The organism is Kushneria sp. Sum13 (assembly GCF_052692355.1).
In genome coordinates, this window is record NZ_CP199847.1 from 836,630 (window position 1) to 861,495 (window position 24,866).

Consider the following 24,866-nt stretch of genomic DNA (forward strand, 5'->3'; position numbering starts at 1 on the left):
GCCGGCGCCCGCGGTTCACGCCTTTCTTCAGGCATGACGCAACACGATCGTCTGCGACCGCTGGTCGGGGCGAGGAGGACAAGGTCTCATGATGAATGCCAGTGATGTATCCGGATCGTCCCAGCAGGCCATGGCAGCCGCCGAGGGAGAACCCGCCTTTATCCATGACCCGTTGTGGTACAAGGACGCGGTCATCTATCAGGTCCACGTCAAATCCTTTTATGACGCCAACAACGACGGTATCGGTGATTTTCAGGGGCTGATCGAGCGCCTTGATTACATTGCGGGTCTGGGCGTCAACACCATCTGGATCCTGCCGTTTTATCCGTCGCCGCGTCGTGATGACGGCTATGACATTTCAGAGTACTGCGCGGTCAGCCCCGATTACGGCACGCTGGAGCAGGCGCAGCAGTTTATCAAGGAGGCGCATGCTCGCGGGCTGCGCGTCATTACCGAGCTGGTCATCAATCACTCCTCGGATCAGCACCCCTGGTTTCAGCGTGCCCGTCATGCGCCCAAGGGCTCTCCCGAGCGCGATTTTTACGTCTGGTCGGACAGCGACACCCATTACAGCGACACCCGTATCATCTTTCTGGATACCGAGACCTCCAACTGGACCTGGGATCCGGTAGCCGGCCAGTATTTCTGGCACCGGTTCTATTCTCATCAGCCCGACCTGAACTTCGACAACCCCGTTGTTTTCGACGAGGTCATGAAGGTCATGCACTACTGGCTGGAAATGGGCGTGGACGGCCTGCGTCTGGACGCCATCCCGTATCTGGTCGAGCGTGAAGGGACCAACAACGAGAACCTGCCCGAGACCCACGATGTGTTAAAGCGCATCCGTGCGGTAATCGATGAGCATTTCCCCGATCGCATGCTGCTGGCCGAAGCCAACCAGTGGCCCGAGGACACGCGTCCCTATTTCGGCGAGGGTGATGAGTGCCACATGGCGTTCCACTTCCCGCTGATGCCGCGCATGTACATGTCGCTGGCTCAGGAGGACCGCTTCCCGATTACCGATATCCTGCGTCAGACCCCGGAGATCCCTGAAAACTGCCAGTGGGCCATTTTCCTGCGCAACCATGACGAGCTGACGCTTGAAATGGTCACCGACCGCGAACGCGATTATCTCTGGAACCACTACGCCTCTGACCGTCGTGCCCGGATCAACCTGGGCATTCGGCGTCGTCTGGCGCCGCTGCTGGAACGCGACCGTCGGCGTATTGAACTGCTCAACAGCCTGTTGCTGTCGATGCCGGGCACGCCCACGGTCTATTACGGCGACGAAATCGGCATGGGGGATAACATCCACCTGGGCGATCGCGACGGTGTGCGTACCCCCATGCAGTGGTCAATGGACCGCAACGGCGGCTTCTCGCGCGCCGATCCGGCCAGCATGGTGCTGCCGCCGATCATGGATGCGCTGTATGGCTTTCAGACCATCAACGTCGAGGCGCAGACGCGTGACCCGCATTCGCTGCTCAACTGGATGCGCCGCATGCTGGCCGTGCGCAGCCAGCAGAAGGCCTTCGGTCGCGGTGTCATGAAGCTGCTGTATCCGTCCAACCGCCGCATTCTGGCCTATATCCGCGAATATACCCATGAAGATACCGGTCAGGTAGACACCATTCTCTGCGTGGCCAACGTCTCGCGTTCGGCACAGGCCGTGGAGCTGGATCTCTCGAGCTGGGAAGGCCATGTGCCGGTAGAGATGCTTGGCGGCAGCACGTTCCCGCCCATTGGGCAGCTGAGCTATCTGCTGACTCTGCCGCCCTATGGTTTTTACTGGTTCCTTCTGGCGCCGGAAACCACCATGCCGCACTGGCATACGCCGGCTCAGGAGATGATGCCGGAGCTTCTGACGCTGGTGATCAAACAGCGTCTGGACGAAATCGGCAGCGGGCGGACACGTCGCTCGCTGGAAAGCGAGAGCCTGCCGCAGTATCTGCCGCGAAGGCGCTGGTTTGCGGCCAAAAACAGCACCATCGACAAGGTGAAGCTTGCCTGGGCGGTCGGTCTGGATGGCCCGGTCATCGATGAGCACGCCTCCGGTTCGCCCAGGATATTGCTGGCTGAAATCGAGGTTCAGGCGCATCAGGGTAACGAGCCATCGTCCTGTGAGCGCTATGTGCTGCCGCTGGGCATGATCGGTGAAGATGAAACGGCGCTGTTGCCACAGCAGCTGGCCATGGCCCGCATTCGCCGCGGCCGCGATGTTGGTCTTTTGACCGATGCCTTTGCGATGCCGGGCTTCCCGATGGCGGTCGTTCAGGCGCTGCGTGCGGGCATGGTGCTGGATCTGACCCACAGCGCCGTGGAAACGGACGCCGAGGCGCCGCGTCCGGGCGAGCTGCACTTCAGATCCACCTCGCTTTTGAGCGAAATGGAAATGTCGGGGCAGGACGCCGAGATGCGCTACCTGAGCGCCGAGCAGTCCAACAGTTCCGTGATCATCGATGATCGAATGGTGCTCAAGCTGATTCGACGCATCGAAAGCGGCATCCATCCCGAAGCGGAGATGGGACGCTATCTGACCGAGCGCGGCTTTACGCATATCGCGCCCATGCTCGGCGAAGTGACCCGCGTTGATGATCAGGGCGTGCCGCACGTTCTGATGGTCCTGCAGGGCTACATCGACAATCAGGGCGATGCCTGGGAGTGGACGCTCAACACGCTTGAGCGTGCCATTCGCGATGTCAGTGAGATGGTGCAGTCCGAGCAGGACGACGCCTACGACCCGCTGGCGACCCTGACCGGCTTTGCAGGCCTTCTGGGTCAGCGGCTGGGAGAAATGCATACCCTGCTGGCCATGGAGACACCGGAGGCCGATTTTGCCCCCGAGGTCGCCGACGAGGCCCGCACGCAGGCATGGGCCGACAGCGTGCGCGCGCAGCTTGCCCGAGCCATGGAAATTCTGGAAAGCCACAAGGGCAGTGCCAGCGAAGAGGATCAGCAGCTGGCCAACTGGCTCCTTGAGCGTCGTGAAGCGCTTGATGAGATGGCCGATTCGTTTGCCCATCACGCGCGCGGCAGCCTGTGCACACGCACCCATGGCGATCTGCACCTGGGGCAGATTCTGGTGTCGCATGACGATGCCTACATCATCGACTTTGAAGGCGAACCTGCCCGGTCACTCGATGAACGCCGCATGAAAAGCAGCCCGCTGCGCGATGTGGCAGGGGTCGTTCGTTCCTTTGACTACGCCTCGGCCATGGCACTGGACAACGCCTACCGGTCCGATGTGGCTCATGACCGTGAAGCGGTCAGTCAGGACGTCATCGAGGACTATCGTCACCGGGTCACGCAGTCGTTTTTGCTGGCCTATCGTCAGGCCACACATCAGGTGGGCCATGAATGGGCGTTCGAGGACGGTGCCAGCGCGGCACTGTCACTGTTCACTCTGGAAAAGGCCGCCTACGAGATTGCCTATGAAGCCGCCAATCGACCGGCCTGGCTGAGCGTGCCCATGCGGGGGCTGGTGGCACTCTTTGATGAACTGAGCGCCCGCTCGGGCAATGACATGTCCCAATCAGGGGAGGGTCACCATGACGACTCGCAATAAATTGAACGTTCGCAGTGCGTCAACCGACATCACTCACCTGCACCCTGACGCCGCTCAGGCGCTGGTAGAAGGCACCCATGGCGACCCCTTTGCCATTCTGGGGCCGCACGAGGTGGATCATGAGATGGTCGTGCGGGCCTTTTTGCCGCGCGCTATCGGGGTGGAGCTGCTCGAACGCGACAGCGATCGCGTCCTGACCCGGCTTCAGCCGGGTCAGGTGCCGGATCTTTTTGTCGGCCGGCTGGATCGGCTGGCGCCTTACCGGCTGCGCATTCGCTGGCCGCATGGCGAAGAAATCGTCGAGGACCCCTATGCCTTCGGCCCGCTGCTGGGCGATCTTGATCTCTATTTGATCGGCGAGGGCAATCACCGCGAGCTGGGCACCTGTCTCGGCGCGCAGATGATGACCGTCGATGGCGTGGAGGGCGTGCGCTTTGCCGTCTGGGCACCCAATGCACGGCGCGTTTCGGTGGTGGGCGAGTTCTGCCAGTGGGATGGGCGGCGCTATCCGATGCGCCAGCGCCAGCCCACCGGCGTCTGGGAGATCTTTATCCCCGGTCTTGCCGAAGGCAGCGTCTATAAATACGAACTCGTGGGCCAGCACGGGCTTTTGCCGCTCAAGGCCGACCCGGTGGCGCGGGCGACCCAGTCGCCCCCCGAGACAGGCTCGGTGGTCGCTGCACCGCTGTCTCATGACTGGCAGGATCAGGCATGGATGGACGAGCGGGCCAAGCGTCACGGCGCGGATGCGCCCATCTCGGTGTACGAGGTGCACGCGGCGTCATGGCGGCGTCACGGCGGCGATGAGGGCGAGCTTTACAGCTGGGGCGATCTGGCCCAATGGCTGATCCCCTACGTCAAGGAAATGGGCTTTACCCATATCGAGCTGCTGCCGATCATGGAGCACCCCTTTGGCGGTTCCTGGGGCTATCAGCCGCTGTCGCAGTTCGCGCCCAGCGGCCGGTTCGGCAAGCCGCAGGAATTTGCTGCCTTTGTCGATGCCTGCCACCAGGCGGGTATCGGTGTCATTCTGGACTGGGTGCCGGCGCACTTCCCGACCGACCCGCACGGTCTGGCCCGCTTTGACGGCACGGCGCTGTATGAATACCAGGACCCTCGAGAAGGGTTCCATCAGGACTGGAACACCTATATCTACAATCTCGGGCGTCATGAAGTCCACGGCTTCATGCTGGCCTCGGCCCTTTACTGGCTCAAGCACTTCCATGTAGATGCCCTGCGTGTGGATGCGGTGGCCTCGATGCTCTATCGCAACTATTCGCGCCAGGAAGGGGAGTGGATTCCCAATCGGCACGGTGGCCAGGAAAATCTGGAAGCGATCGACTTTCTGACCCATCTCAATGAGGTGGTCGGTGAAGAGGCGCCGGGTGCCATCATGATCGCCGAGGAATCCACGGCCTGGCCCGGGGTGAGCCGACCCGTGTCGGAAGGCGGTCTCGGGTTCAACTACAAGTGGAACATGGGCTGGATGCACGACACCCTCACTTACATGAGCGAGGACCCGCTGTATCGCAGCTACCATCACGGCGAGCTGACCTTCTCGCTGGTGTATGCCTTCTCCGAGCGCTTCATGCTGCCGATCTCCCACGATGAGGTGGTGCACGGCAAGGGCTCATTGATCAACAAGATGCCCGGTGATCGCTGGCAGCAGTTTGCCAACCTGCGTGCGTGCCTGTCGTTGATGTGGACGCATCCTGGCAAGAAGCTGCTGTTCATGGGCTGTGAGCTGGCACAGTTTCGCGAATGGAGCCACGACCGCGAACTGGACTGGTTTTTGCTGGCCGACAGCGAGCATCAGGGGATTTCGGATCTGGTCCGGGATCTCAACGGCCTCTATACCAGTGAGCCGGCCCTGCATGAGCAGGATTGCGTGCCCGAAGGGTTTGAGTGGGTCATCGGCGATGATGCCCAGAACAGCGTTCTGGCGTGGCTGCGCTGGAGTCGCGATGGCGAGCCGGTGCTGGTGGTGATCAATCTCACCCCGCAGACGCTGTCAAATTACGGCGTCGGCGTGCCTGCGGCAGGCTACTGGCAGGAGTGCTTCAACAGCAATGCGCAAACGTACGGCGGTACCGGCGCCGGCAACGATGGCGGGCGTGACAGTGAAGCGCGTGAAAGCCATGGCCATCCATTTACGCTGTCGCTGCATCTGCCGCCGCTGGGTGCCGTGATGCTAAAGCCGGGCAAGGCAGCACTGACGTAATCCGGGAGTGGGGCACAGGGCGTAGCCCTGCTACGCCATGTGCGACGAAACGTGTATCGCGGCAGCCTTTTAAAACTTCTTTAATATATAAGAAGTCTTATATAAAGGGCTGCCGCCCTGCATGACTCCTTGAGGGTGGCTGTTCCCGGCTAACAGGACGGGAGGTCGCCATGCATCATTATCGCCACTATCCCCTCGGTGATATCGCCGTTTTTATTCTGGTGATACTGCTTTCTCTGCTGATTCTGATGGGTGGAGACACCCTGACGCCTGATCGGGGCAATAATATGCCCGTCTGGTGCGAGCACCATGACGGGCATTGTCCGGGTGTTTCAGGCGACCCGGCGCGCAGTCTTGACGGCTAGCCGCTGCGCCTGATTTTGGCTGAGCCTAGTTTTCCAGCGCTTCACCGGCACGCTGCAGCAGGCTGGATGTGGCCTGGCGCGTATCCTTCCAGGCGCTGCTGGCAGCGTCGCTGGTCTTTTGCCATGTCTGCGAGGCCTGCTGGCGGGCATTCTGCCACCAGTCATTGCTCCAGGTGTCCTGCTTTTTGAGCGCATCGCGATCAAGATTGACGGTGACGTTGTATTCCAGCTCATCAAGGTCAGTATTGGCGCTGGTTTCAACCGTGAAGTCACCGCGCTGAATGACATACCCCTGATCCTGCGTACCAAAACTGTCGTCGTCGGTTTCAATCACGATGGCCTGAAGGGTCATGTCATCGCCAAACAGCAGATCCTCCACTTCTCCGATGTCTTTATCTTCATTTTGAAGATGGACATGCGCATCCATGAGCTTGTCGGCAGAGTAGAGACCGTCGGTCGCCGGCTGGCTGGCCTGGGCGAGTGTAGCGGCACTCATCATGACGGCGCCGGCGAGAATAGAGCGATAAAACATAGGGGGCATCCTTGTATCCTGTGTCTGGAAAATCCTGGCAGTCGAGAAGCGGGACTGCCTGATCAACGCTAATGTTTTCAGTTTCAGCCAGGGTTTACGATGACTTGAGCGGGTCGTGTCCCCAGTTCATCAGGGAGTAGCGCCAGCGCGAGGTCTTCTTGTCCTCTTTCTGGGGCGGCTGCTTGAGATGGCGTGCCACGTACTGGTTAACCTTTTTCATGTGGTTGTAGTCGTTGTCATCCAGCTCTGCCTTGCGCTTTCTTTTGATCTCGACAATGCGCCGGCCCGATTTGTGCCCGGTAGATTCGCCATCATCGCTGTCGCCGACTGATTTTGACTCGTCACTTTCAAGCCACTCTTCAAGCTCTTTCGGCGCCATGTTGACGCTGTCCCTGAAGTCCTGATAGATCTTTTCGTGGTCATCACTCATGGTGTCCTCCCTGACACGCAAAAAATATTCACCTTCACATGACGGCTCAGGCCTTGCGCAGCTCCTTGTGAAGCTTGAGCACCCGGTCGCCGTCATCCTGTTTGATCATATAGGCCGGTTCTTCTTCACTGGCATTGCGGGTGACATCGCTGCCCTTGATGCGCCGGGTCACCCTGTCGGTATATTTGCGGGTTACCTTGCCTTCTGCCCAGTGCTCTCCCCATTTCCATTTCACGCGCTGACGCTGGCGGTAGTGCTCACTCATGACAACGCTCCCTGTTGCTTCATGATGGATCGGACGCCGTGGGTCGACTCGTCTGTCGGTTGACCACGGCGTTTGAGTATCAGGTTGCTCAACTCTCGCGGTGGCGATCCTCGCCGGTAGGCACGCTGCTGGCATCCGTGAAGGCGTTCTCACCGATGTCGTGGGCATCCCTGGCAACGGTATCGGCCGCCCAGGCACCGCGTTTGCCCATCGGGCGCGGCTTGCCGGTGGTCGTGTCCTCACGGGTCTGGCGCTCCAGCTCACAGTTGAGTGCAGCGCCCAGCAATACGATAAAGGCTGACAGCCAGAACCACAGCAGCAGCACCATGACCGCGCCAATGGTGCCGTAGGTCTGATTGTAGTTGCTGAAGTTACGTACATAGATCGAAAAGCCGATCGAGCCCAGCGCCCAGAGGAGGGTAGCCGTCACGGAACCGACACTGACCCAGCGCACGCGCGACGGCGCACGGTCGGGCCCATAGCGATAAAGGACAGTGATGGCACTGATCACCAGCATCAGCAGAATGGGCCAGCGAATATAGGTCAACAGCGTGGTCAGGGTTTCACCAAACGGCAGCCAGGCAATCAGCGGAGGCAGCACGGCAATGGTGCCCAGCGTCAGGATGGTCATCAGCATCATGGCGCCGGTCAGTACCCAGGTCATCAGGGTGAGCTTGATCAGGCCACGCTCTTCCTTTTCCCCGTAGATGATATTGAGCCCGGCCATCAAGCCTTTCATCCCCTTGGAGGCGCTGTAGACCGTAAAGACAAGACCTGCCACGGCCGTGATGCTCATGCCGGTGCCGGCACTGTTATTGACCGACAGCGCCTGCTGGCGAATGATGCTGGCGGCGTCTTCGGGCAGCACGCTGCTGAGCATTTCGATCTGACCCTGCACCTGTTGCGGATCAAAGGCCAGACCCCAGATCGAAATGAAGGCAGCAATGGCCGGGAAGATCCCCAGAAAGGCATAAAAGGCGATACTGGCCGCAATCAGCGTGGCGTGATTGGCTTCCACCTGACGTTTGACGCGCAACAACGTGTCCTTCCAGCCCCGTCCCGGCATGGCTAACGGCGACGTGGTGTTTCGCCCCCTGTCCCTGCCATGATGCTTGTCGGTGGTGTCCTGCATGGTTTGATTACCCCGGTTGAACGATTCAGGCAGGTGCGTCATGCATTCGGGTGCCTGGCGTGTAAATGAAATACCCTGTAGGGCGTCTCCCAGTGTAGCGGCAATAATGCCATCATTGAGATTCGAACCAGGTCACGACGTGTGAGTGTTCATGCGTTACAGGCCATAGCGCCTTTGCCACGTCATGCTTGAAGGGTTACGTTCTTGGTCAGTGTAGAGCGCAGGGAAGGTTTCAACATCAAGATCTCGCGAGTGCTTCGGGAAGCCACCGAGCACGGCCTGGATCTTTATCTGTTCGTGCCTGCAGAGATTGATCTTCATCGTAATGTTGTCTCCGAAGGCAGCTTTTATCACAACGCCATTCATTTAAAGCGTACCTACTACAGCAACCAGCGTCATTTACCGCTGGCGCATAGTCGTCTGGCGCGTCGGGATCGGCAGTCGCCCGAACGTTATCGCCTGAGCCTGAGTCTCTATGCCTATCAATATGTGGTCGCGCTTGAACGCCTGATTGCGCCTCTGGAAGGCGATCCTGATCGGGTAAACGTGGATACGCTTGAAGAAATTGTCGAGCTGGCGCGTAACGTGCCCAAGCGCATGCGGCGCAACCGGCCCGGTGATGACAGTCAGCTCAAGTACTTCATCAATATCGATAACTATCTGTCCTGGATCACCGAGCAGCGGCTCTTGAAGCTGATTGCCGACCTGCCCGAAGGTGATGACTCGCAGACACTGGCGCGCGCTGCGTTGCTGGAGATCTGTCAGTTCGAAAACCGCTATCGCGATGAGCATCAGTACAATTCAAGCCGTGCCGCCCAGAGCCCGTCGCGCATTTCCAACAAGATGCGACTGCTGCGGCGTTTGATCGAGTATCCGGTCACCCTCAAGCAGCGAACGCGCGAGCTGGGCGCCTGGGAGGAGCGCGGCGTCAAGGCGCTGGCCACCGGTGTGGTGATGCTGGTGATCTCGGTGCTGGTGCTTGAAGCGCGCAATCTGGTCGGGGATCTGACCTTGCGCTTTGTGCTGATACTGGCGCTTTTATACGCCATGCGTGAGGTCTTCAAGGAGGATCTGCGCAATACGCTGTGGCGCTGGCTGCGACGGGGCAGAGCCAAGTGGATGCGTCAGTACTTTGATGTACACAGCAACGAGATGGTCGGCCAGCAGCGTGAATGGCTCGACTATGTCCGCTTCAAGCGACTTGATGATGACATCCGTGCCACCCGCGGTGGCGGAGTGACACAGCGTGAAGAGGTCATCCTGCAGTATCGAAGCCGTTCGAAAATGCTGCCGACGCGATTTCTCAGCGGCTATGAAGAAACCCGCGAGATCATGATGCTCGATCTTTCCATGATCGCGAATCTGCTCGAGGACAGCCATCATCATGTCTATCAGCTGCTGGATGGCGAGGTGAGTCGCGAGGTGGTTGAGCGACGCTATCAGATCAATCTGGTGGCACGCGGCATTCGCGGCTCCCAGAAAACGACCCTGCAGCGCTGGAAAATCAACATGAGCCGTTCGGGCATCGTGGATATCGAGGAATCCACGCCCTGACCCTGAAGGCCATACGCTTTAAACAGAAACGCATGTAAGGAGACATCGATGCAGAACAATACCGATGAGATGGTCCGTACGCCGGAAGAACAGGCGGAAGTGGATCAGCAGTGCCGGTCTCTGGCCCTCTACGAATATGAGAGCTGCCCCTTTTGCCGTCGCGTGCTGCATGAAATCGAGCGGCTGTCGCTCAATATCGAACTTCGCAACACGCGCGAGGATCCCGCGGCTCGCGAAGAGCTGATCGAGGGGGGTGGCCGCACCATGGTGCCGTGTCTGCGCATCACTCAGGCCACGGGTGAAGCGCACTGGATGTACGAGTCCAGCGATATCGTGGCTTGGCTGCGCCAGCAGTTCGCCTGATCAAGCGCCATTAACGCGGCCTGAAGGGCTGGGCCCGATTCGTCACAATCGTTCACAAAATCATGGCTGACGACCGATGTGTACGGTCTATGCTGTTAAAAGGCACCGACACATGTGCAGTGCAACAGCAGGACCTGTCGGAGCCATCATGCAGAACAGGAGGTTGGCATGTCAGAGTCGAAAGGTGGCAAGGCTGAAGGAATGATCGACAAGCTTGGCGGCAAGATCCAGAAGGAGACCGGCAAGGCGGCCGGCGACAAGGATCAGATCGAGAAGGGTGAAAAGGATCTGGCCAAGGGTGAGCGTAAGGCGAATTCCGACAGCAGCAAGGATTGATCGGCGTTCACCATGCTTTTTCTGGCAGTGTCTTTGGTACTGATACAGCGATTGTGCTGATCCAGCGATGACATTGGCAATGCGGCATAACCGACTACACTGAGACAGGCGTATCCCGGATACGCAGATACCGCCCAGAGGGTCTGGTATCACATTTTCTACATGGAGGTAATTGTCATGACAAATTCCAAGTCCGACAAGACTGAAGGCGCAATGGACAAGGTCAAGGGCAAGGTCAAGGAAGCTGTAGGCAAGGCGACCGACAAGCCCGGAACCGAAGCCGAGGGCAAGGCCCAACAGTCCAAGGGGCACGCTGAAAGTGCCAAGGGTAATGCCAAGGACGCCATCAAAAAGTAATGCTTTTGATGTGAAGAGTTAATGAAAGAGCCGCTCATTGAGCGGCTCTTTCCGTTGAACGGTCATTTTTTGTATTTGAAGCCCTGCAGCGCTATGGCTGGCCTCGGGGGCGTCGTACAATCAGGGTTTTAACTGCAGGAGGCTTTTTCATGGCCCAGGCAAGTGCACGACATATTCTGGTCAACAGTGAATCCGAGTGCGAAGCACTCAAAACCGAAATCGAGCAGGGCAAGGACTTTGCCGATGTTGCCCGCGAGCACTCGAAGTGCCCCAGCGGCAAGCAGGGTGGCGATCTGGGCACCTTCGGTCGTGGTCAGATGGTCCGTGAATTCGACGAGGTCGTTTTCACCGGTGACCTCAACAAGGTGCACGGTCCGGTCAAGACCCAGTTCGGCTACCATCTGCTGGAAGTGACCAGCCGCAGCTGATTACGTCCCGTATGCCGTTCGGCAATACCCGGGGGCTGCCTGCCATGGCAGCCCCTTTTTTGTGGGGTCATCCCCCTGATCAGGCCGTGTGCGCGACACTACGAGCCGGCTGGTTTATCCTGACGGCTGTGAAGCGACTCCGGTCGTATTATTTGATGAACCATTTGGCACTCTGGTGCTGATGGACTGCAGGACTGTGAGGAAGTGCTCATGAAAGACTGGCTACAAACGCTGCCCAAGGCGGAACTGCACCTGCACATCGAGGGCACGCTGGAACCCGAGCTCATGTTCGAGCTGGCCGCCAGAAACGATGTTGCGCTCCCCTATGGCTCCATTGAAGAGGTCCGTGCGGCCTATAACTTCACCAATCTGCAATCCTTTCTCGACCTCTACTATCAGGGCATGAACGTCCTGCATACCGAGCAGGATTTCTTTGATCTGGCGATGGCCTATTTCGAACGCGCCCATGAAGACGGTGTGGTTCACATCGAGCTGTCGTTCGATCCGCAGCCTCACCTGTCGCGCGGCGTGGCCATGCGCACCCTGTTTGCAGGTCTGGGCCAGGCGCGTGAAGAGGCGACCCGGCGCTTTGGCATGTCAACGGCCCTGATCATGAGCTTTCTGCGCGATCGCAGCGCCGAGGAAGCACTGGACGTGCTCGAGCAGGCCGCCCCCTGGTATGGCCAGATTGACGCGATCGGGCTGGACAGCGCCGAGCTTGGCAACCCGCCGGAGAAGTTTACCGCTGTATTCGAGCGCGCCCGCACGCTGGGGATTGCACGGATTGCCCATGCCGGCGAAGAAGGCCCGGCGACCTATATCAGCGGGGCGCTGGATGCACTGGATGTTTGCCGTATTGATCATGGCGTGCGCTGTCTGGAAGACGAGGCGCTGGTGGCCCGACTTGCCAACGAACAGATTCCGCTGACGGTCTGTCCGCTCTCCAATGTCTATCTAAAGGTCTTTGAGCGTCTGGAAGACCACACGCTGCCCGGTCTGCTTGATCATGGCCTGTGTGTAACGCTCAACTCTGATGATCCGGCCTATTTTGGCGGCGGCATGCTTAACAACTTCGTGGCCTGCCATGAGGCCTTTGGCTGGGATGAAGACGCCTTTCGTGTGCTGGCTCGCAACGCCATTGAAGCCGCTTTCATGGACGAGACCCGCCGTGACACGCTGTTGAAAGCGCTTGCCGAGTGCTGATCACCATCCGGTCTGGTGAATGAGCCAGATCGCGGTACTGATGGTGAAAAAGGCACCCACCGTGGCGGCCAGCAGCGCCGCCGCGCAGAGTCCATCCATTGAAAAGCGCGTGCCGAAGATGGGGTAGACGCTCAGCATGGGGGCACTGGCAATCAGCAGTGCCCCGATCATCAGCTCGGTATTGTCGATGGGAAATATCTGAAAACCCAGCAGTACCAGCAGCGGATGAATCACCAGCTTGGCCAGCGTAATCTGGGCCACATCACGATACATGCCTCGTACCCTGAGGCCGTAAAGCGTTCCGCCAATCACGAACAGGGCGGCCGGTGCCGAGGCATTGGCCAGCATGTCCAGCGCCTTGTAAAGCGGTGCTGGCACGTCGATGCCGGTCAGCGAGATCGTGGCGCCGGTGACGATGGCAATGATGATCGGATTGCGGATCAGCTGTTGTAGCGTGGTGCCCAGCATGCGAAACACCGACACACCCTGCTGTCGGCCCGCCTCGGCAAGCGCCAGACTCAGTGGAATCATCAGCATGTTCTCGACCAGCATGCACAGCGCCAGTGCCACCCCGGCGGTGGGGCCGATGACCATGACCGCAATCGGATAGCCGATAAAGCCGCTGTTGGCCGTACCCATGCCCATGGCCATGATGGCGCCGTGGTCGAGCCGCTGGCCCTGCAGCCGCGTCAGTCCAAGCCCCAATAGCAAAATGCAAAGCGACCCCAGCCCATAGGCCAGCAGATAGTGCGCGTTGAAGACATCCGTCAGCGCCTGCTGGCTCAGCGCGCGTATGATAAGCGCAGGCAGGGCAAGCGTGACCACAAAACGCCCCACGCCCTGCACGTGATCGCGGGTGACCACGCCGCCCATGACAGCAAGATAGCCCAGCGCAATCAGCATGAAGATGGGGGCGGTAATGGCGAGAACTTCCAAGCACGAATCTCCGGGGTGGGGCGTCATGGCCGGGTGGCTCTGACCTTCAGATCCCGGCTCGGGCGGCAGATGACGGGGCGAAGGGTTGTATTCACTGGATGCCGACGTCAGACAATGGTGATCGAACCACTTTTGCAGAGGGTCCTACCATGCAGGCACGTCTGTTATATCACAATACACTGCATTGCTTTCCGGCCGGGCTCGCCGATGAGCGCCAGGCGCTGGTGCATGCCGAAGTCTCTGCCGTGGTGTATGACGGCGAGCGTCTGATTCTGGGCAGTGACAAGCCGATTCCCGGGATTGAGCGCTCCTCGATCTTTGCTGTTGATCTCGACGATCAGGGGCATCCACAGGAAGAGACGCTGACCTATTACACCCAGCCCCTGATTCGTCAGGCGATCAAGTACGAGGACTTCGCGCTCACCGTGGATGGCCGCCATGTGCTGGCCACCACCGGCTTTGATCGCATTCACCCCGAAGATCACTCCCTCAATGACTATAATCACCTGCTGATCTGGCCGCTTGGAGACCCTGACCGTGTACAGGTGGTGGACCCGGACCCGCGTGATGGCGTCGAGGGCTCGCTGGAACTGCGCCAGCGCCTGACGGCTGCCATCGGCATGCCCTATTACAAGATCGAAGGGCTGGCGGCCATCCCGGCTGATGAAGGCGATTGTCTGCTGTTGTTTGGTATCCGTGAACAGGGTCAGCATTATGATGATTTCAACTATGTCTGCCGGGTGGTCGGCGCCCACTATCGGATCAACGAGCAGGGCCAGCTGACATTCATCGACGAGCTGCGCGAGCACTACACCTTTGATCCCGGTCAATTCAAGGCCGTTGAGCACCTCTGTGGCCTGTCGAGCCTTGAGTATGACCCGTATAACCACCGGCTTTATCTGATGACCAGCTTTGAAAACGAGCAGGGCGGCATCGACAGCATCGGCGGCTATCTCTGGGTGATCGACATGGCGGATTTCGCCCGAGGCAGGGCGCCGGCGCTGGTGGAAAACGACACGGGAGGTCCGCTGGTATTCACCCACAAGGCTGAGGGGCTGGCCGTGCTGGATCACGAGCGTCTGTTTGTTGCCTACGACAATGACCGGGAGCTGGCGCTGGGGGATCATGATGTTGAGCGCGAACAGAAGTATGCCTGTGAGGCCCCCTGGACGCTTTTGAAGATGATCCAGTAATGCCCTGGGGTCAACCGCGGCGCCCGGGGCTGATACCATGGGCGCGATCCTTTCGTTTTACTTCCCTACGGTGTCATCATGAAAATCGTCATGCGCTACTTTTTCAAAACCGTGCGGCTGGTGCTGGCGCCTGTCATGATCGCCCGCGACCGTTTCGGTCGTCCTGAACCGATCACGCGTGCCCCCCAGGCGCAGACCGAGGTAGATCGTGCCTGCCAGAGTTTGACGCTGTATCAGTTTCGTACCTGCCCCTTCTGCGTGAAGGTGCGTCATGAAATGCATCGCCTGGCGCTGCCGATCGCCCTGCGCGATACCCAGCACGATGATGCCGCTCGACAGGCACTGAAGGCCGGTGGCGGACGCGTCAAGGTGCCGTGTCTTGCCATTGAAGGCGAAGATGGCCAGACCGAGTGGATGTATGAGTCCGACGCCATCAAGGCCTATCTGCAAAAGCGTTTCGAGCCGCAGACCGCCCCGGCATAGCACGTTTTGGACGTCATGAAAGGCCCCGGCTTGCCGGGGCCTTTTGCGTTTTAAAAAGGCGCTCTGCCTGGCGCACCCATCAAGGGCGCTTTTCTCACAGGGCTTGAACACTGCAAAAGCTGTCTTATGTGCATGACGTGCAAGGGAAAGGGCATTTCCATGAAATGTCCTGAATTGTCAGACATTTAATATCGATAAGTACGACAAATGGCGAATGGTGTGCTTTTTTGGCGACGATAGACTTGGCGATTCCACGTAGCAATCCCTTTCTGCGTCCCTGAAAAGGCAATGTCATGAATGCGCTGACTCTGGTGTCATTTTTCTTCTTTACCGCGCTGGTCGCCTTGATCACCTGGCGCATGACACGCCACGATGATCATCGCCATTCCAGCAGCTATTTTCTGGCCGGGCGCAGTCTGACCTTTCCGATCATTGCCGGCTCCTTGTTGATGACCAATCTGTCGACCGAGCAGATGGTCGGGCTCAATGGCGCCGCCTTTACCGATGGGCTATCGGTCATGGCCTGGGAAATAGTGGCAGTAGTGACCCTGGTTACCATGGCCATGTTCTTTCTGCCGCGCTTTCTCAAAAGCGGCGTGACGACCGTGCCGGAGCTTCTGGCGCTGCGCTTTGATCGCACGACCCAGCTATTGGCCAACATCATTTTTATGGTCGCCTACGCCGCCATCTTGCTGCCCAGCATTCTTTACTCCGGTGCACTGGGACTGATGGGGCTTTTGGATCTGCAGACGCTGACCGGCATCGAATCCAACGCGGTACTGCTGGTCCTGACCATCGTGGCGGTAGGGGTTGGCGGGGCCATCTATGCCCTGTTTGGCGGGCTGCGCTCGATTGCGATTTCCGACACCATCAACGGTGTAGGGCTTTTGATCGGTGGGCTGATGATCGTTTATTTCGGCCTCAATGCGATCAGTGACGGCCATGGCATTCTGGCGGGATGGGAAACCCTCAAGACCAGCCATCCGGAAAAAATGCGCTCCTGGGGCACCGAGGAGCAGTCGGTGCCTTTCTCCACCCTCTTTACCGGTGTGCTGCTGTTGAACATGTTCTATTGGTGCACCAACCAGCAGATCATTCAGCGGACCTTTGCCGCCAAAACGCTGGCCGAAGGGCAAAAGGGCGTGCTTTTGACCGGTCTGCTCAAGCTGCTCGGGCCGCTTTATCTTGTGCTGCCGGGCATCATCGCCTTTCACATGTATACCGGCCAGGGCGTCAAGGCCGATGCCGCCTATGGCCAGCTGGTGCATGACGTGTTGCCGGCACCGCTAACCGGCTTTTTTGCCGCCGCCATGGTGGGCGCCATTCTGTCGTCGTTCAATTCGGCGCTGAACTCTACGGCCACGCTGTTTAGTCTGGATGTCTACAAGGCACGATTGAAGCCCGATGCCACCGATGCCCAGGTCGTGCGCGCTTCAAAATGGTCAGGCTGGCTGATGGCCATTGCGGCCATGAGCATTGCACCGCTGATGGCCAGTCAGGAGAGCCTGTTTGTCTACGTTCAGAAGGTCAATTCGCTGTATTACGTGCCTCTCCTGTCGGTCATTGTGGTCGGCTTTCTGACCCGTCGCGTACCGGCCATGGCCGCCAATCTGGCGCTGGTGCTGGGCTGTGTGATCATCGCTGCCTTCTATTTCGTGCCGCCGCTGACCGGTGTGGTCGACATTGTCTCCAATTTCCACTTCATCGCGATTGTCATGGTGCTGCTGGTGCTGATGATGCTGGCGATCGGCAAAATGAGGCCGCGCGCCGAGCCTTGGGTGCAGCAGGACGCCGGCGCGATCGACATGACGCCCTGGAGCAAGGCATGGCCGGCCAGCATTGCGCTGCTGGTGCTGGTGGTCGCCATCTACCTGGCCTTTATCTAGTCTTCTCGCCAGGCGCCTGTGGAGGGATCGCAGGCGCTGACCCACTGTCCGCAAACGTACTGTCTATAAAAGCCTGCCCCTAAAAGCACTGCCCCCGCGTCGGTTATCCGAGCGGGGGCAGTGTCGTTATCCGGCTGTCAGGATCAGTGCGCTATCGACCAGATACTGACGCCGGCGGGAGGAAGCGTCGCGTCGCCGACCAGGTAGCCGGATTCAGGAATCAGATGATCCGGCAGATGGCGGGGCTCGGGCGCGTAGTTGAAGGCAAAGCAGAGCGTGCCGCGACGGCGCAGCCTGACCCCTTCGGGCAATACGGTGGTGGCCATATCGATGGCGCGACTTGCCTCGGCGAAAATCGCCATCATGCTGTCTTCATCCAGCCAGGCGGTGAGGTAGGTCACGCCCTGGTGGTCGGTCACCGCCGGCATACCATCCTCGAAGCGATGGACTACACGCGCCTTCAGGCGCTTCTCATCCAGCTGCTCACGCCATCGCAGGGCATGACCCTGCGGACTGCCGGGCAGCGTCAGGCGTGGCCGGGCGCCAGGGCGCAGGCCATCAACCTGATCGACCGTCACGCCGGCCAGTGGGGTTAGCGGGCCGGGTGCCAGGTTGGCTGGCATTTGAAAATCAGGCGTGCGCGAGCCGGAGCGTGCCCCGATGATCAGCCGCGACCCGGAGGCGCGGGCAGTATCCAGTCTTTGGGCCAGGGCTTCATCGGCGATGACCTGACACGGCAGGACGACCATGGCATAGCCATCAAGCGCGGCCGTCGGCGGGACAATATCGACATCCAGACCCAGCCGGCGCAGGGCGCTATACCAGCTCAGATGCAGCTCAAGGGCATCAAAGTCGGCGGCGTGGGGCTGAATCTGGCAGGCCCAAACGGCGCTATAGTCGAACATCAACGCCACCGATGCTTGGGTTGTGGTGATGTCCTGCTGCGCCAGCCCGGGGAGTTCATCACGCAGCGCCAGCAACTCCTGCCAAGCACGGGACTGACTGCCGTCGGGGCGCAAAAGGCCCGCGTGCATCTGCTCCTGGGCGAAGGGGGCCTGACGCCAGCGGAAATAGGACACCACCTCGGCGCCATGGGCGAAAGCTTCATGGCTCCAGAGGCGGACCATGCCGGGCAGGGGCGCGGCATTGCTGATGGCCCAGTTGACCGGCCCTGGCTGTTGCTCCATGACCCACCAGCGCCCCTGACACATGGCGCGGTAAAGGTCGTGGTGAAATCCGGCGAAATCCGGATGGCCCTGCTGGCGATAGTAATCCCGGGTGGCCTCATCGTGCGCGCCGCGCTCCAGAAAGCCCAATGGATAGCTGTCCCAGCTGGCGATATCGAGATCGCGCGCGACATCGAAGTGGTCAAACTCGGTGAAAAGCCCCATGAAGTTGTGGACGATATCCACCGACACGCCGGCACCTCGCAGGGTATCGACCTGCAGGCGGTTATAGGTCACCACCAGATCCGAACAGTAACGGCGATAATCGAGCACGATGGCCGGGTGGGGTTCGGTCACGGTACCGACCGGCGCCTCGACCTCATCAAATCCGGTGACTTCCATGCTCCAGAACACGCTGCCCCAAGCATGATTGAGGGTTTCGACATCCCCATAGCGCTTCTCGAGCCAGTGGCCGAAGCCTTCGCGTGCGGCCGGCGAGTAGCTGAGGATGGTGTCATGACAGCCGTATTCGTTGTCGGTCTGCCAGGCGATGATGGCCGGATGGTTCGCGTAGCGCTCGGCCATCAGCCGAACAATGCGCTCGCTCTGGGTGCGATAGACCGGTGAGGCAAAGCAGTAGTGGCGGCGTGACCCGAAGCCCCGCGGCCGGCCATGCTCATCCACGGCGAGAATCTCCGGGTGGGTATCGACCAGCCACTTGGGCGGCGTTGCGGTGGGCGTGCCCATGACGATGGAAAGACCGGCCTCGGCCAGCGTGGCCACGGCCTTGTCCAGCCATCCAAACTGCAGCTCGCCCGAGCGTGGCTCCAGTCGGCTCCAGGCAAATTCACCGATGCGTACCACGCTGATGCCGGCCTCGACCATGGCGCGTGCATCGTCGGCCCAGCGCTGTGGTGGCCAGTGTTCGGGGTAGTAACAGACGCCTAACTGCATGATGGGCTCCTGGGGATATGGGCTGTGGATAGTAGTGACAGGGCTGGCGCATCAGGCGCTAGCATGATGCGCATGAAAGACGCCGGGATGGTTGTGAGCGCAGCAGTTCGCGGTCGGGCAGATCACGTGATACCGGTCAGGATGTTATGGGGCGCCGGGACGCAGCGCAGGCGGCCGGGCGGACAGTTCAAGATCAGAGGCCGTGCGCGCCAGCACATGTTCGGTGGCCTTGCGGGCCGTATCGGGCTGGCGCATGCGAATGGCTTCCAGAACCCGGCGATGGCGCTCCAGGCTGTCGTCGAGCCGATCGACCCGGTGGTGAGAGCGTTGAATCAGGGCGACGATCGAGGGACGCAGCAAAATGCCCATCTGGCGCCAGACCAGATTGTGACTGGCACAATAGATGGCGTCGTGAAAGGCAATGTCGTAATCAATATGGGCGCTGCGCTGATCGGGGTCGTGGGCGGTATCGCACATGCCGTTGAAGGCGCTTTCGATCTGCGCCAGATCGCGCGCCGTTGCCGAGCGCGCTGCCAGCTCGCTGACGTAGGGTTCAGCTGCCAGACGAAAGGCAAACACCTCATTGACCAGCTGAGGATGCGGGGTATCCAGCCCCGAAAGCCAGACACTCATGTTAGGGTCGAGCAGATGCCATTCCGAAATGTCACGTACCACGGTCCCACGCCCGGCAGTGCGCTCAATGAGACCGCAGGCACTCAGGGTGGCCAATGCATTGCGTACCCGATTGCGACTGGCGGCAAAGTGCTGACAAAGATCCAGCTCGCGGGGAACAATATCGCCGCAGGCCCACTGACCCGACAGAATGGTATGGGCCAGCACCTCGGCCAGCGTGCTGACATCGGCATTGGCCGCTGCGTAGGGCAAGGGAAGTATGTCGGCCACAGGCGTCTCCAAATATCAGATGTAAATATAATAATGTCTGATATTTGACTCAATGCCGGGTGCGTGCCGAGAAGGTAGACATTGGTCGATCGCGGCTCTTTTATTCAGACCGCATGAAGCGCGACACCATGGGAAATGAAAGGCCCTGGCGTGCCGGGGCCTTTGGCGTTTACGGGTCAAACTTCCTTGTAGAGTTCGCTGCCGCTGTCGCGAAATTTCTCCGCCTGCTCGGCCATGCCGCGGCGCCGGGTCTCTTCATCCTCTTCAGCGCCGCTGTCCTTTGTACCGTGGTAAAAACGGTCACGCACTTCCTGGCTGATCTTCATCGAGCAGAACTTCGGGCCGCACATGGAGCAAAAGTGCGCCACCTTGGCCGAGTCCTTGGGCAGGGTTTCGTCGTGGTATTCGCGTGCGGTGTCCGGGTCCAAGCCCAGATTGAACTGATCCTCCCAGCGAAATTCAAAGCGCGCTTTTGAAAGCGCATTGTCGCGGCGCTGCGAGGCGGGGTGACCCTTGGCGAGATCCGCGGCGTGAGCGGCGATCTTGTAGGTGATGATGCCGGTCTTGACGTCATCGCGGTTGGGCAGGCCCAGATGCTCCTTGGGCGTGACATAGCAGAGCATCGCGCAGCCGTACCAGCCGATCATCGCCGCGCCAATGCCGGAGGTGATGTGGTCATAGCCCGGGGCGATGTCGGTGGTCAGTGGCCCCAGGGTGTAGAAGGGCGCCTCATCACAGCATTCCAGCTGCCGGTCCATGTTTTCCTTGATCAGATGCATCGGCACATGGCCCGGCCCCTCGATCATCACCTGCACGTCGTGGCGCCAGGCGATTTGCGTCAGCTCACCCAGGGTTTCCAGCTCGGCGAACTGGGCGGCGTCATTGGCATCGGCAATCGAACCCGGGCGCAGGCCGTCCCCCAGCGAGAAGGCGACGTCATAGGCCGTCATGATCTCGCAGATCTCTTCAAAGCGGGTGTAGAGAAAGCTCTCTTCGTGATGGGCCAGACACCACTTGGCCATGATCGAGCCGCCGCGCGAGACAATGCCGGTAGTGCGTTCGGCGGTCATCGGCACATGGTGCAACCTGACGCCGGCATGGATGGTGAAGTAGTCCACCCCCTGTTCGGCCTGCTCGATGAGTGTGTCGCGAAAGATCTCCCAGGTGAGGTTTTCAGCCACACCATTGACCTTTTCAAGCGCCTGATACAGCGGCACCGTGCCGATCGGGACCGGTGAATTGCGAATGATCCACTCGCGGGTCTCGTGAATGTTCTGGCCGGTGGAGAGATCCATGATGGTATCGGCGCCCCAGCGAATCCCCCAGGTCATCTTGTCGACCTCTTCCTCGATCGAGGAGGTCACCGCCGAGTTGCCCAGATTGCCGTTGATCTTCACCAGAAAGTTGCGCCCGATGATCATCGGCTCGCTTTCGGGGTGGTTGATGTTACTGGGGATGATCGCCCGCCCGCGGGCGACTTCTTCGCGCACAAACTCGGGGGTAATTTCTTCCGGCATGCGGGCGCCGAAGCTCTCGCCCGGGTGCTGATGGCCCAGAATGCGTTCGACCTCGGCACTGCCCAGCTGCTGACGGCGCTGATTCTCGCGCAGGGCGATAAATTCCATTTCCGGCGTGACGATGCCCTGGCGGGCGTAGTGCATCTGGGTGACGTTGCGACCTGCTTTCGCGCGCCGCGGGGTGCGTTTCAAATCGAAGCGCAGGGTTGCCAGCTGCGGGTCGTTGGCGTGGCGGCGGCCGTATTCGGAGGTGGGGCCGTCGAGCCACTCGGTATCGTCGCGCTCGTCGATCCAGGCGCGACGCAGATCGGTGAGGCCACGGCGGATATCGATATCGGCTGCCGGGTCGGTGTAGGGGCCGGAGGTGTCATAGACCAGTAGTGGCGGGTTGTCTTCGATGCCATCACGGGTGGTGGTGGGCGAGAGGGTAATCTCGCGCATCGGCACGCGAATGTCCGGACGCGAGCCTTCAACGAAGACCTTGCGCGAGGCGGGCAGTGGCGATACGGAGGCGCTGTCGACGCGGGCACTGTCGGCCAGAAAGCTGGCGCGATGTTTGGTGCGATGCGGTGAAGAGGCCGAGGTTGAGGCAGTGCGTTCAGTCATGTTGTGCTCCATAGCGTGACATCAGTCAGGCGGCGCACAGCGTAGGCAGGAAGGGGAGGTGTTGCAGGGCGCCGGAACAAGGGCGCGGACCCTTCGCTTGAATCCCTACGCCGGTATTAGCCGGATCAGGTTCATCGGGATCCACCGTGGTATCGCCAGGCAATACAAGGTGATCTCAGCCGGTTCCACCGGCACCCCGTCAAGCAGCAATGGGCTGGCCATTGCCGGGTCAGTCTGGGCCGGGCAGCGGTGCCCGGTCAAGTCTCATCCATCAGCGTTTGCCGCCGGTTCAGGATGCCACATTGAGTCCCATCTGCCAGAAAGCGGTTTCAAGACGGGTCGCGTCACGAAAGGTCGTGATCAGCTGGGCAAAACGGCCCGGGGAGACCTCGGCAAGGCGTTCGTCCAGCCAGCGGCGTTCCCGACGTGCGGCCTCTTGATAGTCCTCGTCGCGATACATGTCGATCCACGCCTGATAGGGGTTGTCGATCGTCACGGTCTGCGGGCGCGCACCGATCCAGTCAGCAATCTCGGCGTAGCCGATCAAACACGGCGCCAGCGCCACGTGCAGGTCCAGCAGCTCGCCTCGATGGCCGCAGTCCAGCACAAAGCGCGTGTAGGCCAGCGTTTCCTGCGCTTCGGGTAGATTCTGAAGCTGCTCTTGATCGATGCCCCATGCCCGGCAGTAGTCCACATGCAGGCCCATCTCGGTATCGACAATGGTTTTGAGGTTGTCCAGAGAGTGACGAAGCTCCGTCATGTCGCGGCTTTTATAGACCGCCAGCCCCCAGGCACGGGCGAAGTGGATCAGAAACAGATAGTCCTGCTTCAGGTAGTAACTAAAGGCTTCGACCGGCAGTGTGGCCTCGCTAATGCCGGCGACGAAGGGGTGCTGGATATAGGCCTGCCACTGATCGAGGCAGGCGCTTTTCAGCGTGTCGAAATTTTGAGCCATGTGAAGTCTCCGCGATGGCGTTTGTCGAGTACTCCAGGATAACCCATGAGCAGGTGCCCCTGACATGTTCGGTCGTGTGGGCAGTCGCACGAAAAATGCCAAGTCGTCTTATAATGTGGGGTTTAACGATTCACGCTCTGACGCCGACCGGCGCCAGCGGTCACAGGGGGGAGAGCATGTCCCGCACGGATTATCCGGACAGCAGCGCCGTACAGACGTCCGGTGAAGAGATACCGTTCATCGAGCGTGGTAAACCCGAATATCGACCGACCATGCTGGCGCTGTTTCTGGGCGCCTTTTCCACCTTTGCGCTGTTGTACTGCGTACAGCCCATGCTGCCGATCCTGTCCGAGGCTTTCGGCATCGATCCGGCCAGCACCAGTCTGGTGCTGTCGGTCTCAACCGGCATGCTGGCCGTAGGCCTTTTGATTACCGGGCCGCTTTCTGATGCCCTCGGGCGCAAGAAGATGATGTCGATGGCGCTGTTAAGCGCTTCTGCGCTGACGATCGGTGCAGCGTTCATGCAGCACTGGGGCATGATTCTGGTCATGCGGGCGCTGGCGGGGCTTTCGATGGCCGGCCTTTGCGGCGTAGCGATGGCCTATCTCAACGAGGAGATTCATCCGAGCTTTATTGGCGTCTCGATGGGGCTTTATATCGGTGGCAATGCCATCGGCGGCATGAGCGGGCGATTGATCAGCGGGGTGATGGTCGATTTCGTTAACTGGCGGGTGACGCTGGCGACCATGGGCGTGATTTCCCTGATCAGCGCGCTGGCCTTCATGAAGATGCTGCCCCCTTCACGCCACTTTGAGCCCAGAAAGCTGAGCGTGGCCAATCTGGCCGGCGCCTTTCGACTGCACTTTCGCGATGCCGGTCTGCCGTGGCTGTTTCTGGAAGCCTTTTTGCTGATGGGCAGCTTCGTGACGCTGTTCAACTACATCGTCTATCGCCTGCTGGAGGCGCCGTATCACTTCAGCCAGACAACGATCGGGCTGTTGTCGATCGTCTATCTGTCGGGCATCTACAGCTCTGCCTGGGCGGGCGGGCTGGCTGACCGACTGGGTCGCCCACGCGTGTTCTGGGTCTTTGTGGTCGTGATGCTCACAGGCCTTGCTCTGACGCTGGCCACGCCCGTGCTACTGATCCTGATCGGCATGCTGATCTTCACCTTTGGCTTTTTTGCCGCGCACTCAATTGCCAGCGGCTGGGTGGGTCAGCGCGCCACTCAGGCGCGGGGGCAGGCTTCGTCCCTGTATCTGTTCAGCTACTATCTGGGCTCGAGTCTGGCCGGGACCCTGGGCGGCACCTTCTGGGACATGGGGGGCTGGAATGGGGTGTGTGCCTTCATTGCCGCGCTGCTGCTTCTGGCATTACTGGCGGGGCTTCGGCTGCGTCGGTTGACCACCGGCCCGTCATGACCCCGGAGCAGGTGTTGATGTGATCGTTCATGGCACAACAGAGCACGGCACACTGGATCACGGCACAACAGGGGGATGTGTCTTACACTTGACGC

Annotated in this window: 22 protein-coding genes and 1 riboswitch; of the genes, 13 read left to right on the forward strand and 9 right to left on the reverse strand. The window is 59.9% G+C overall.

What is annotated here, in order from left to right:
* Positions 1 to 88 precede the first annotated feature (88 nt).
* The 3 genes from treS (at position 89) to ACUN8C_RS03955 (ending at position 6,151) form a co-directional block, all read left to right on the forward strand.
* Positions 89 to 3,565, forward strand: coding sequence for a maltose alpha-D-glucosyltransferase (gene treS / locus ACUN8C_RS03945; protein WP_445621001.1), 3,477 nt, complete (start codon positions 89 to 91; stop codon positions 3,563 to 3,565).
* A complete protein-coding gene (gene glgB / locus ACUN8C_RS03950) occupies positions 3,549 to 5,786 on the forward strand; it encodes a 1,4-alpha-glucan branching protein GlgB (RefSeq protein ID WP_445621002.1) in 2,238 nt (745 codons plus the stop codon). Before treS ends, glgB begins: the two co-directional genes overlap by 17 nt.
* Positions 5,787 to 5,956: 170 nt before the next feature.
* On the forward strand, positions 5,957 to 6,151 hold the full coding sequence (locus ACUN8C_RS03955; protein ID WP_108843122.1) for a hypothetical protein: 195 nt from the start codon (positions 5,957 to 5,959) through the stop codon (positions 6,149 to 6,151).
* Positions 6,152 to 6,176: 25 nt separating this feature from the next.
* Here the strand turns inward: ACUN8C_RS03955 and ACUN8C_RS03960 are convergent, their stop codons facing one another.
* From ACUN8C_RS03960 to ACUN8C_RS03975, 4 genes are all read right to left on the reverse strand, one after another.
* Positions 6,177 to 6,683, reverse strand: coding sequence for a PRC-barrel domain containing protein (locus ACUN8C_RS03960; RefSeq protein WP_445621003.1), 507 nt, complete (start codon positions 6,681 to 6,683; stop codon positions 6,177 to 6,179).
* A 94-nt stretch (positions 6,684 to 6,777) separates the two neighbouring features.
* Positions 6,778 to 7,113 carry a DUF3140 domain-containing protein gene (locus ACUN8C_RS03965; RefSeq protein WP_445621004.1) on the reverse strand — a complete coding sequence of 112 codons (336 nt, stop codon included), beginning with the start codon at positions 7,111 to 7,113 and terminating at the stop codon, positions 6,778 to 6,780.
* A gap of 46 nt (positions 7,114 to 7,159) precedes the next feature.
* Complete coding sequence (locus ACUN8C_RS03970; RefSeq protein WP_445621005.1) at positions 7,160 to 7,378, reverse strand: hypervirulence associated TUDOR domain-containing protein; 219 nt, start codon at positions 7,376 to 7,378, stop codon at positions 7,160 to 7,162.
* 88 nt (positions 7,379 to 7,466) lie between these two features.
* The gene (locus ACUN8C_RS03975; protein ID WP_445621006.1) at positions 7,467 to 8,552 is read right to left on the reverse strand and encodes a YihY/virulence factor BrkB family protein; all 1,086 of its coding nucleotides are present in this window, start codon (positions 8,550 to 8,552) and stop codon (positions 7,467 to 7,469) included.
* Between the two features lie 162 nt (positions 8,553 to 8,714).
* Here ACUN8C_RS03975 and ACUN8C_RS03980 point away from each other — a divergent pair, with 162 nt between their 5' ends.
* The 6 genes from ACUN8C_RS03980 (at position 8,715) to ACUN8C_RS04005 (ending at position 12,751) form a co-directional block, all read left to right on the forward strand.
* The gene (locus ACUN8C_RS03980) at positions 8,715 to 10,064 is read left to right on the forward strand and encodes a hypothetical protein (RefSeq protein WP_445621007.1); all 1,350 of its coding nucleotides are present in this window, start codon (positions 8,715 to 8,717) and stop codon (positions 10,062 to 10,064) included.
* Between the two features lie 48 nt (positions 10,065 to 10,112).
* On the forward strand, positions 10,113 to 10,427 hold the full coding sequence (locus ACUN8C_RS03985; RefSeq protein WP_445621008.1) for a glutaredoxin family protein: 315 nt from the start codon (positions 10,113 to 10,115) through the stop codon (positions 10,425 to 10,427).
* A gap of 168 nt (positions 10,428 to 10,595) precedes the next feature.
* Positions 10,596 to 10,763 (forward strand): hypothetical protein, encoded by a 168-nt coding sequence (locus tag ACUN8C_RS03990; protein WP_445621009.1) that lies wholly within the window; start codon positions 10,596 to 10,598, stop codon positions 10,761 to 10,763.
* Positions 10,764 to 10,940: 177 nt separating this feature from the next.
* Entirely contained in the window at positions 10,941 to 11,120 is a 180-nt protein-coding gene (locus tag ACUN8C_RS03995; RefSeq protein WP_445621010.1) for a CsbD family protein, read from the forward strand.
* 149 nt (positions 11,121 to 11,269) lie between these two features.
* The gene (locus ACUN8C_RS04000; RefSeq protein ID WP_108843129.1) at positions 11,270 to 11,548 is read left to right on the forward strand and encodes a peptidylprolyl isomerase; all 279 of its coding nucleotides are present in this window, start codon (positions 11,270 to 11,272) and stop codon (positions 11,546 to 11,548) included.
* A 210-nt stretch (positions 11,549 to 11,758) separates the two neighbouring features.
* Positions 11,759 to 12,751, forward strand: coding sequence for an adenosine deaminase (locus ACUN8C_RS04005; protein WP_445621011.1), 993 nt, complete (start codon positions 11,759 to 11,761; stop codon positions 12,749 to 12,751).
* On the opposite strand, the gene ACUN8C_RS04010 is transcribed toward ACUN8C_RS04005, so the two are convergent.
* Entirely contained in the window at positions 12,752 to 13,687 is a 936-nt protein-coding gene (locus ACUN8C_RS04010) for an AEC family transporter (RefSeq protein ID WP_445621012.1), read from the reverse strand.
* 149 nt (positions 13,688 to 13,836) lie between these two features.
* Here ACUN8C_RS04010 and ACUN8C_RS04015 point away from each other — a divergent pair, with 149 nt between their 5' ends.
* From ACUN8C_RS04015 to ACUN8C_RS04025, 3 genes are all read left to right on the forward strand, one after another.
* Positions 13,837 to 14,880: a hypothetical protein gene (locus ACUN8C_RS04015; RefSeq protein WP_445621013.1), complete on the forward strand. Its 1,044-nt coding sequence runs from the start codon at positions 13,837 to 13,839 to the stop codon at positions 14,878 to 14,880.
* A gap of 78 nt (positions 14,881 to 14,958) precedes the next feature.
* Complete coding sequence (locus ACUN8C_RS04020) at positions 14,959 to 15,363, forward strand: glutaredoxin family protein (RefSeq protein ID WP_445621014.1); 405 nt, start codon at positions 14,959 to 14,961, stop codon at positions 15,361 to 15,363.
* A 293-nt stretch (positions 15,364 to 15,656) separates the two neighbouring features.
* On the forward strand, positions 15,657 to 17,249 hold the full coding sequence (locus ACUN8C_RS04025; RefSeq protein ID WP_445621015.1) for a solute:sodium symporter family transporter: 1,593 nt from the start codon (positions 15,657 to 15,659) through the stop codon (positions 17,247 to 17,249).
* Between the two features lie 143 nt (positions 17,250 to 17,392).
* Here ACUN8C_RS04025 and ACUN8C_RS04030 read toward each other — a convergent pair whose 3' ends face one another.
* The 4 genes from ACUN8C_RS04030 to tenA form a co-directional block, all read right to left on the reverse strand.
* Positions 17,393 to 19,369 carry a beta-galactosidase gene (locus tag ACUN8C_RS04030; RefSeq protein ID WP_445621016.1) on the reverse strand — a complete coding sequence of 659 codons (1,977 nt, stop codon included), beginning with the start codon at positions 19,367 to 19,369 and terminating at the stop codon, positions 17,393 to 17,395.
* A gap of 144 nt (positions 19,370 to 19,513) precedes the next feature.
* A complete protein-coding gene (locus ACUN8C_RS04035) occupies positions 19,514 to 20,272 on the reverse strand; it encodes a FadR/GntR family transcriptional regulator (RefSeq protein WP_445621017.1) in 759 nt (252 codons plus the stop codon).
* Between the two features lie 176 nt (positions 20,273 to 20,448).
* Positions 20,449 to 22,395, reverse strand: coding sequence for a phosphomethylpyrimidine synthase ThiC (gene thiC, locus ACUN8C_RS04040; RefSeq protein ID WP_445621018.1), 1,947 nt, complete (start codon positions 22,393 to 22,395; stop codon positions 20,449 to 20,451).
* Positions 22,396 to 22,479: 84 nt separating this feature from the next.
* Positions 22,480 to 22,604, reverse strand: a riboswitch (TPP riboswitch).
* 80 nt (positions 22,605 to 22,684) lie between these two features.
* A complete protein-coding gene (tenA, locus tag ACUN8C_RS04045; protein ID WP_445621019.1) occupies positions 22,685 to 23,350 on the reverse strand; it encodes a thiaminase II in 666 nt (221 codons plus the stop codon).
* A 176-nt stretch (positions 23,351 to 23,526) separates the two neighbouring features.
* Here tenA and ACUN8C_RS04050 point away from each other — a divergent pair, with 176 nt between their 5' ends.
* Positions 23,527 to 24,771: an MFS transporter gene (locus ACUN8C_RS04050; RefSeq protein ID WP_445621020.1), complete on the forward strand. Its 1,245-nt coding sequence runs from the start codon at positions 23,527 to 23,529 to the stop codon at positions 24,769 to 24,771.
* Positions 24,772 to 24,866: the final 95 nt, after the last annotated feature.

Bases quoted from the DNA above. Each gene is read 5' to 3' on its own strand.
- treS (WP_445621001.1), top strand. From the start codon at position 89: ATGATGAATGCCAGTGATGTATCCGGATCGTCCCAGCAGGCCATGGCA.
- glgB (WP_445621002.1), top strand. From the start codon at position 3,549: ATGACGACTCGCAATAAATTGAACGTTCGCAGTGCGTCAACCGACATC.
- ACUN8C_RS03955 (WP_108843122.1), top strand. From the start codon at position 5,957: ATGCATCATTATCGCCACTATCCCCTCGGTGATATCGCCGTTTTTATT.
- ACUN8C_RS03960 (WP_445621003.1), bottom strand. From the start codon at position 6,683: ATGTTTTATCGCTCTATTCTCGCCGGCGCCGTCATGATGAGTGCCGCT.
- ACUN8C_RS03965 (WP_445621004.1), bottom strand. From the start codon at position 7,113: ATGAGTGATGACCACGAAAAGATCTATCAGGACTTCAGGGACAGCGTC.
- ACUN8C_RS03970 (WP_445621005.1), bottom strand. From the start codon at position 7,378: ATGAGTGAGCACTACCGCCAGCGTCAGCGCGTGAAATGGAAATGGGGA.
- ACUN8C_RS03975 (WP_445621006.1), bottom strand. From the start codon at position 8,552: ATGACGCACCTGCCTGAATCGTTCAACCGGGGTAATCAAACCATGCAG.
- ACUN8C_RS03985 (WP_445621008.1), top strand. From the start codon at position 10,113: ATGCAGAACAATACCGATGAGATGGTCCGTACGCCGGAAGAACAGGCG.
- ACUN8C_RS03990 (WP_445621009.1), top strand. From the start codon at position 10,596: ATGTCAGAGTCGAAAGGTGGCAAGGCTGAAGGAATGATCGACAAGCTT.
- ACUN8C_RS03995 (WP_445621010.1), top strand. From the start codon at position 10,941: ATGACAAATTCCAAGTCCGACAAGACTGAAGGCGCAATGGACAAGGTC.
- ACUN8C_RS04000 (WP_108843129.1), top strand. From the start codon at position 11,270: ATGGCCCAGGCAAGTGCACGACATATTCTGGTCAACAGTGAATCCGAG.
- ACUN8C_RS04005 (WP_445621011.1), top strand. From the start codon at position 11,759: ATGAAAGACTGGCTACAAACGCTGCCCAAGGCGGAACTGCACCTGCAC.
- ACUN8C_RS04015 (WP_445621013.1), top strand. From the start codon at position 13,837: ATGCAGGCACGTCTGTTATATCACAATACACTGCATTGCTTTCCGGCC.
- ACUN8C_RS04020 (WP_445621014.1), top strand. From the start codon at position 14,959: ATGAAAATCGTCATGCGCTACTTTTTCAAAACCGTGCGGCTGGTGCTG.
- ACUN8C_RS04025 (WP_445621015.1), top strand. From the start codon at position 15,657: ATGAATGCGCTGACTCTGGTGTCATTTTTCTTCTTTACCGCGCTGGTC.
- ACUN8C_RS04030 (WP_445621016.1), bottom strand. From the start codon at position 19,369: ATGCAGTTAGGCGTCTGTTACTACCCCGAACACTGGCCACCACAGCGC.
- thiC (WP_445621018.1), bottom strand. From the start codon at position 22,395: ATGACTGAACGCACTGCCTCAACCTCGGCCTCTTCACCGCATCGCACC.
- tenA (WP_445621019.1), bottom strand. From the start codon at position 23,350: ATGGCTCAAAATTTCGACACGCTGAAAAGCGCCTGCCTCGATCAGTGG.
- ACUN8C_RS04050 (WP_445621020.1), top strand. From the start codon at position 23,527: ATGTCCCGCACGGATTATCCGGACAGCAGCGCCGTACAGACGTCCGGT.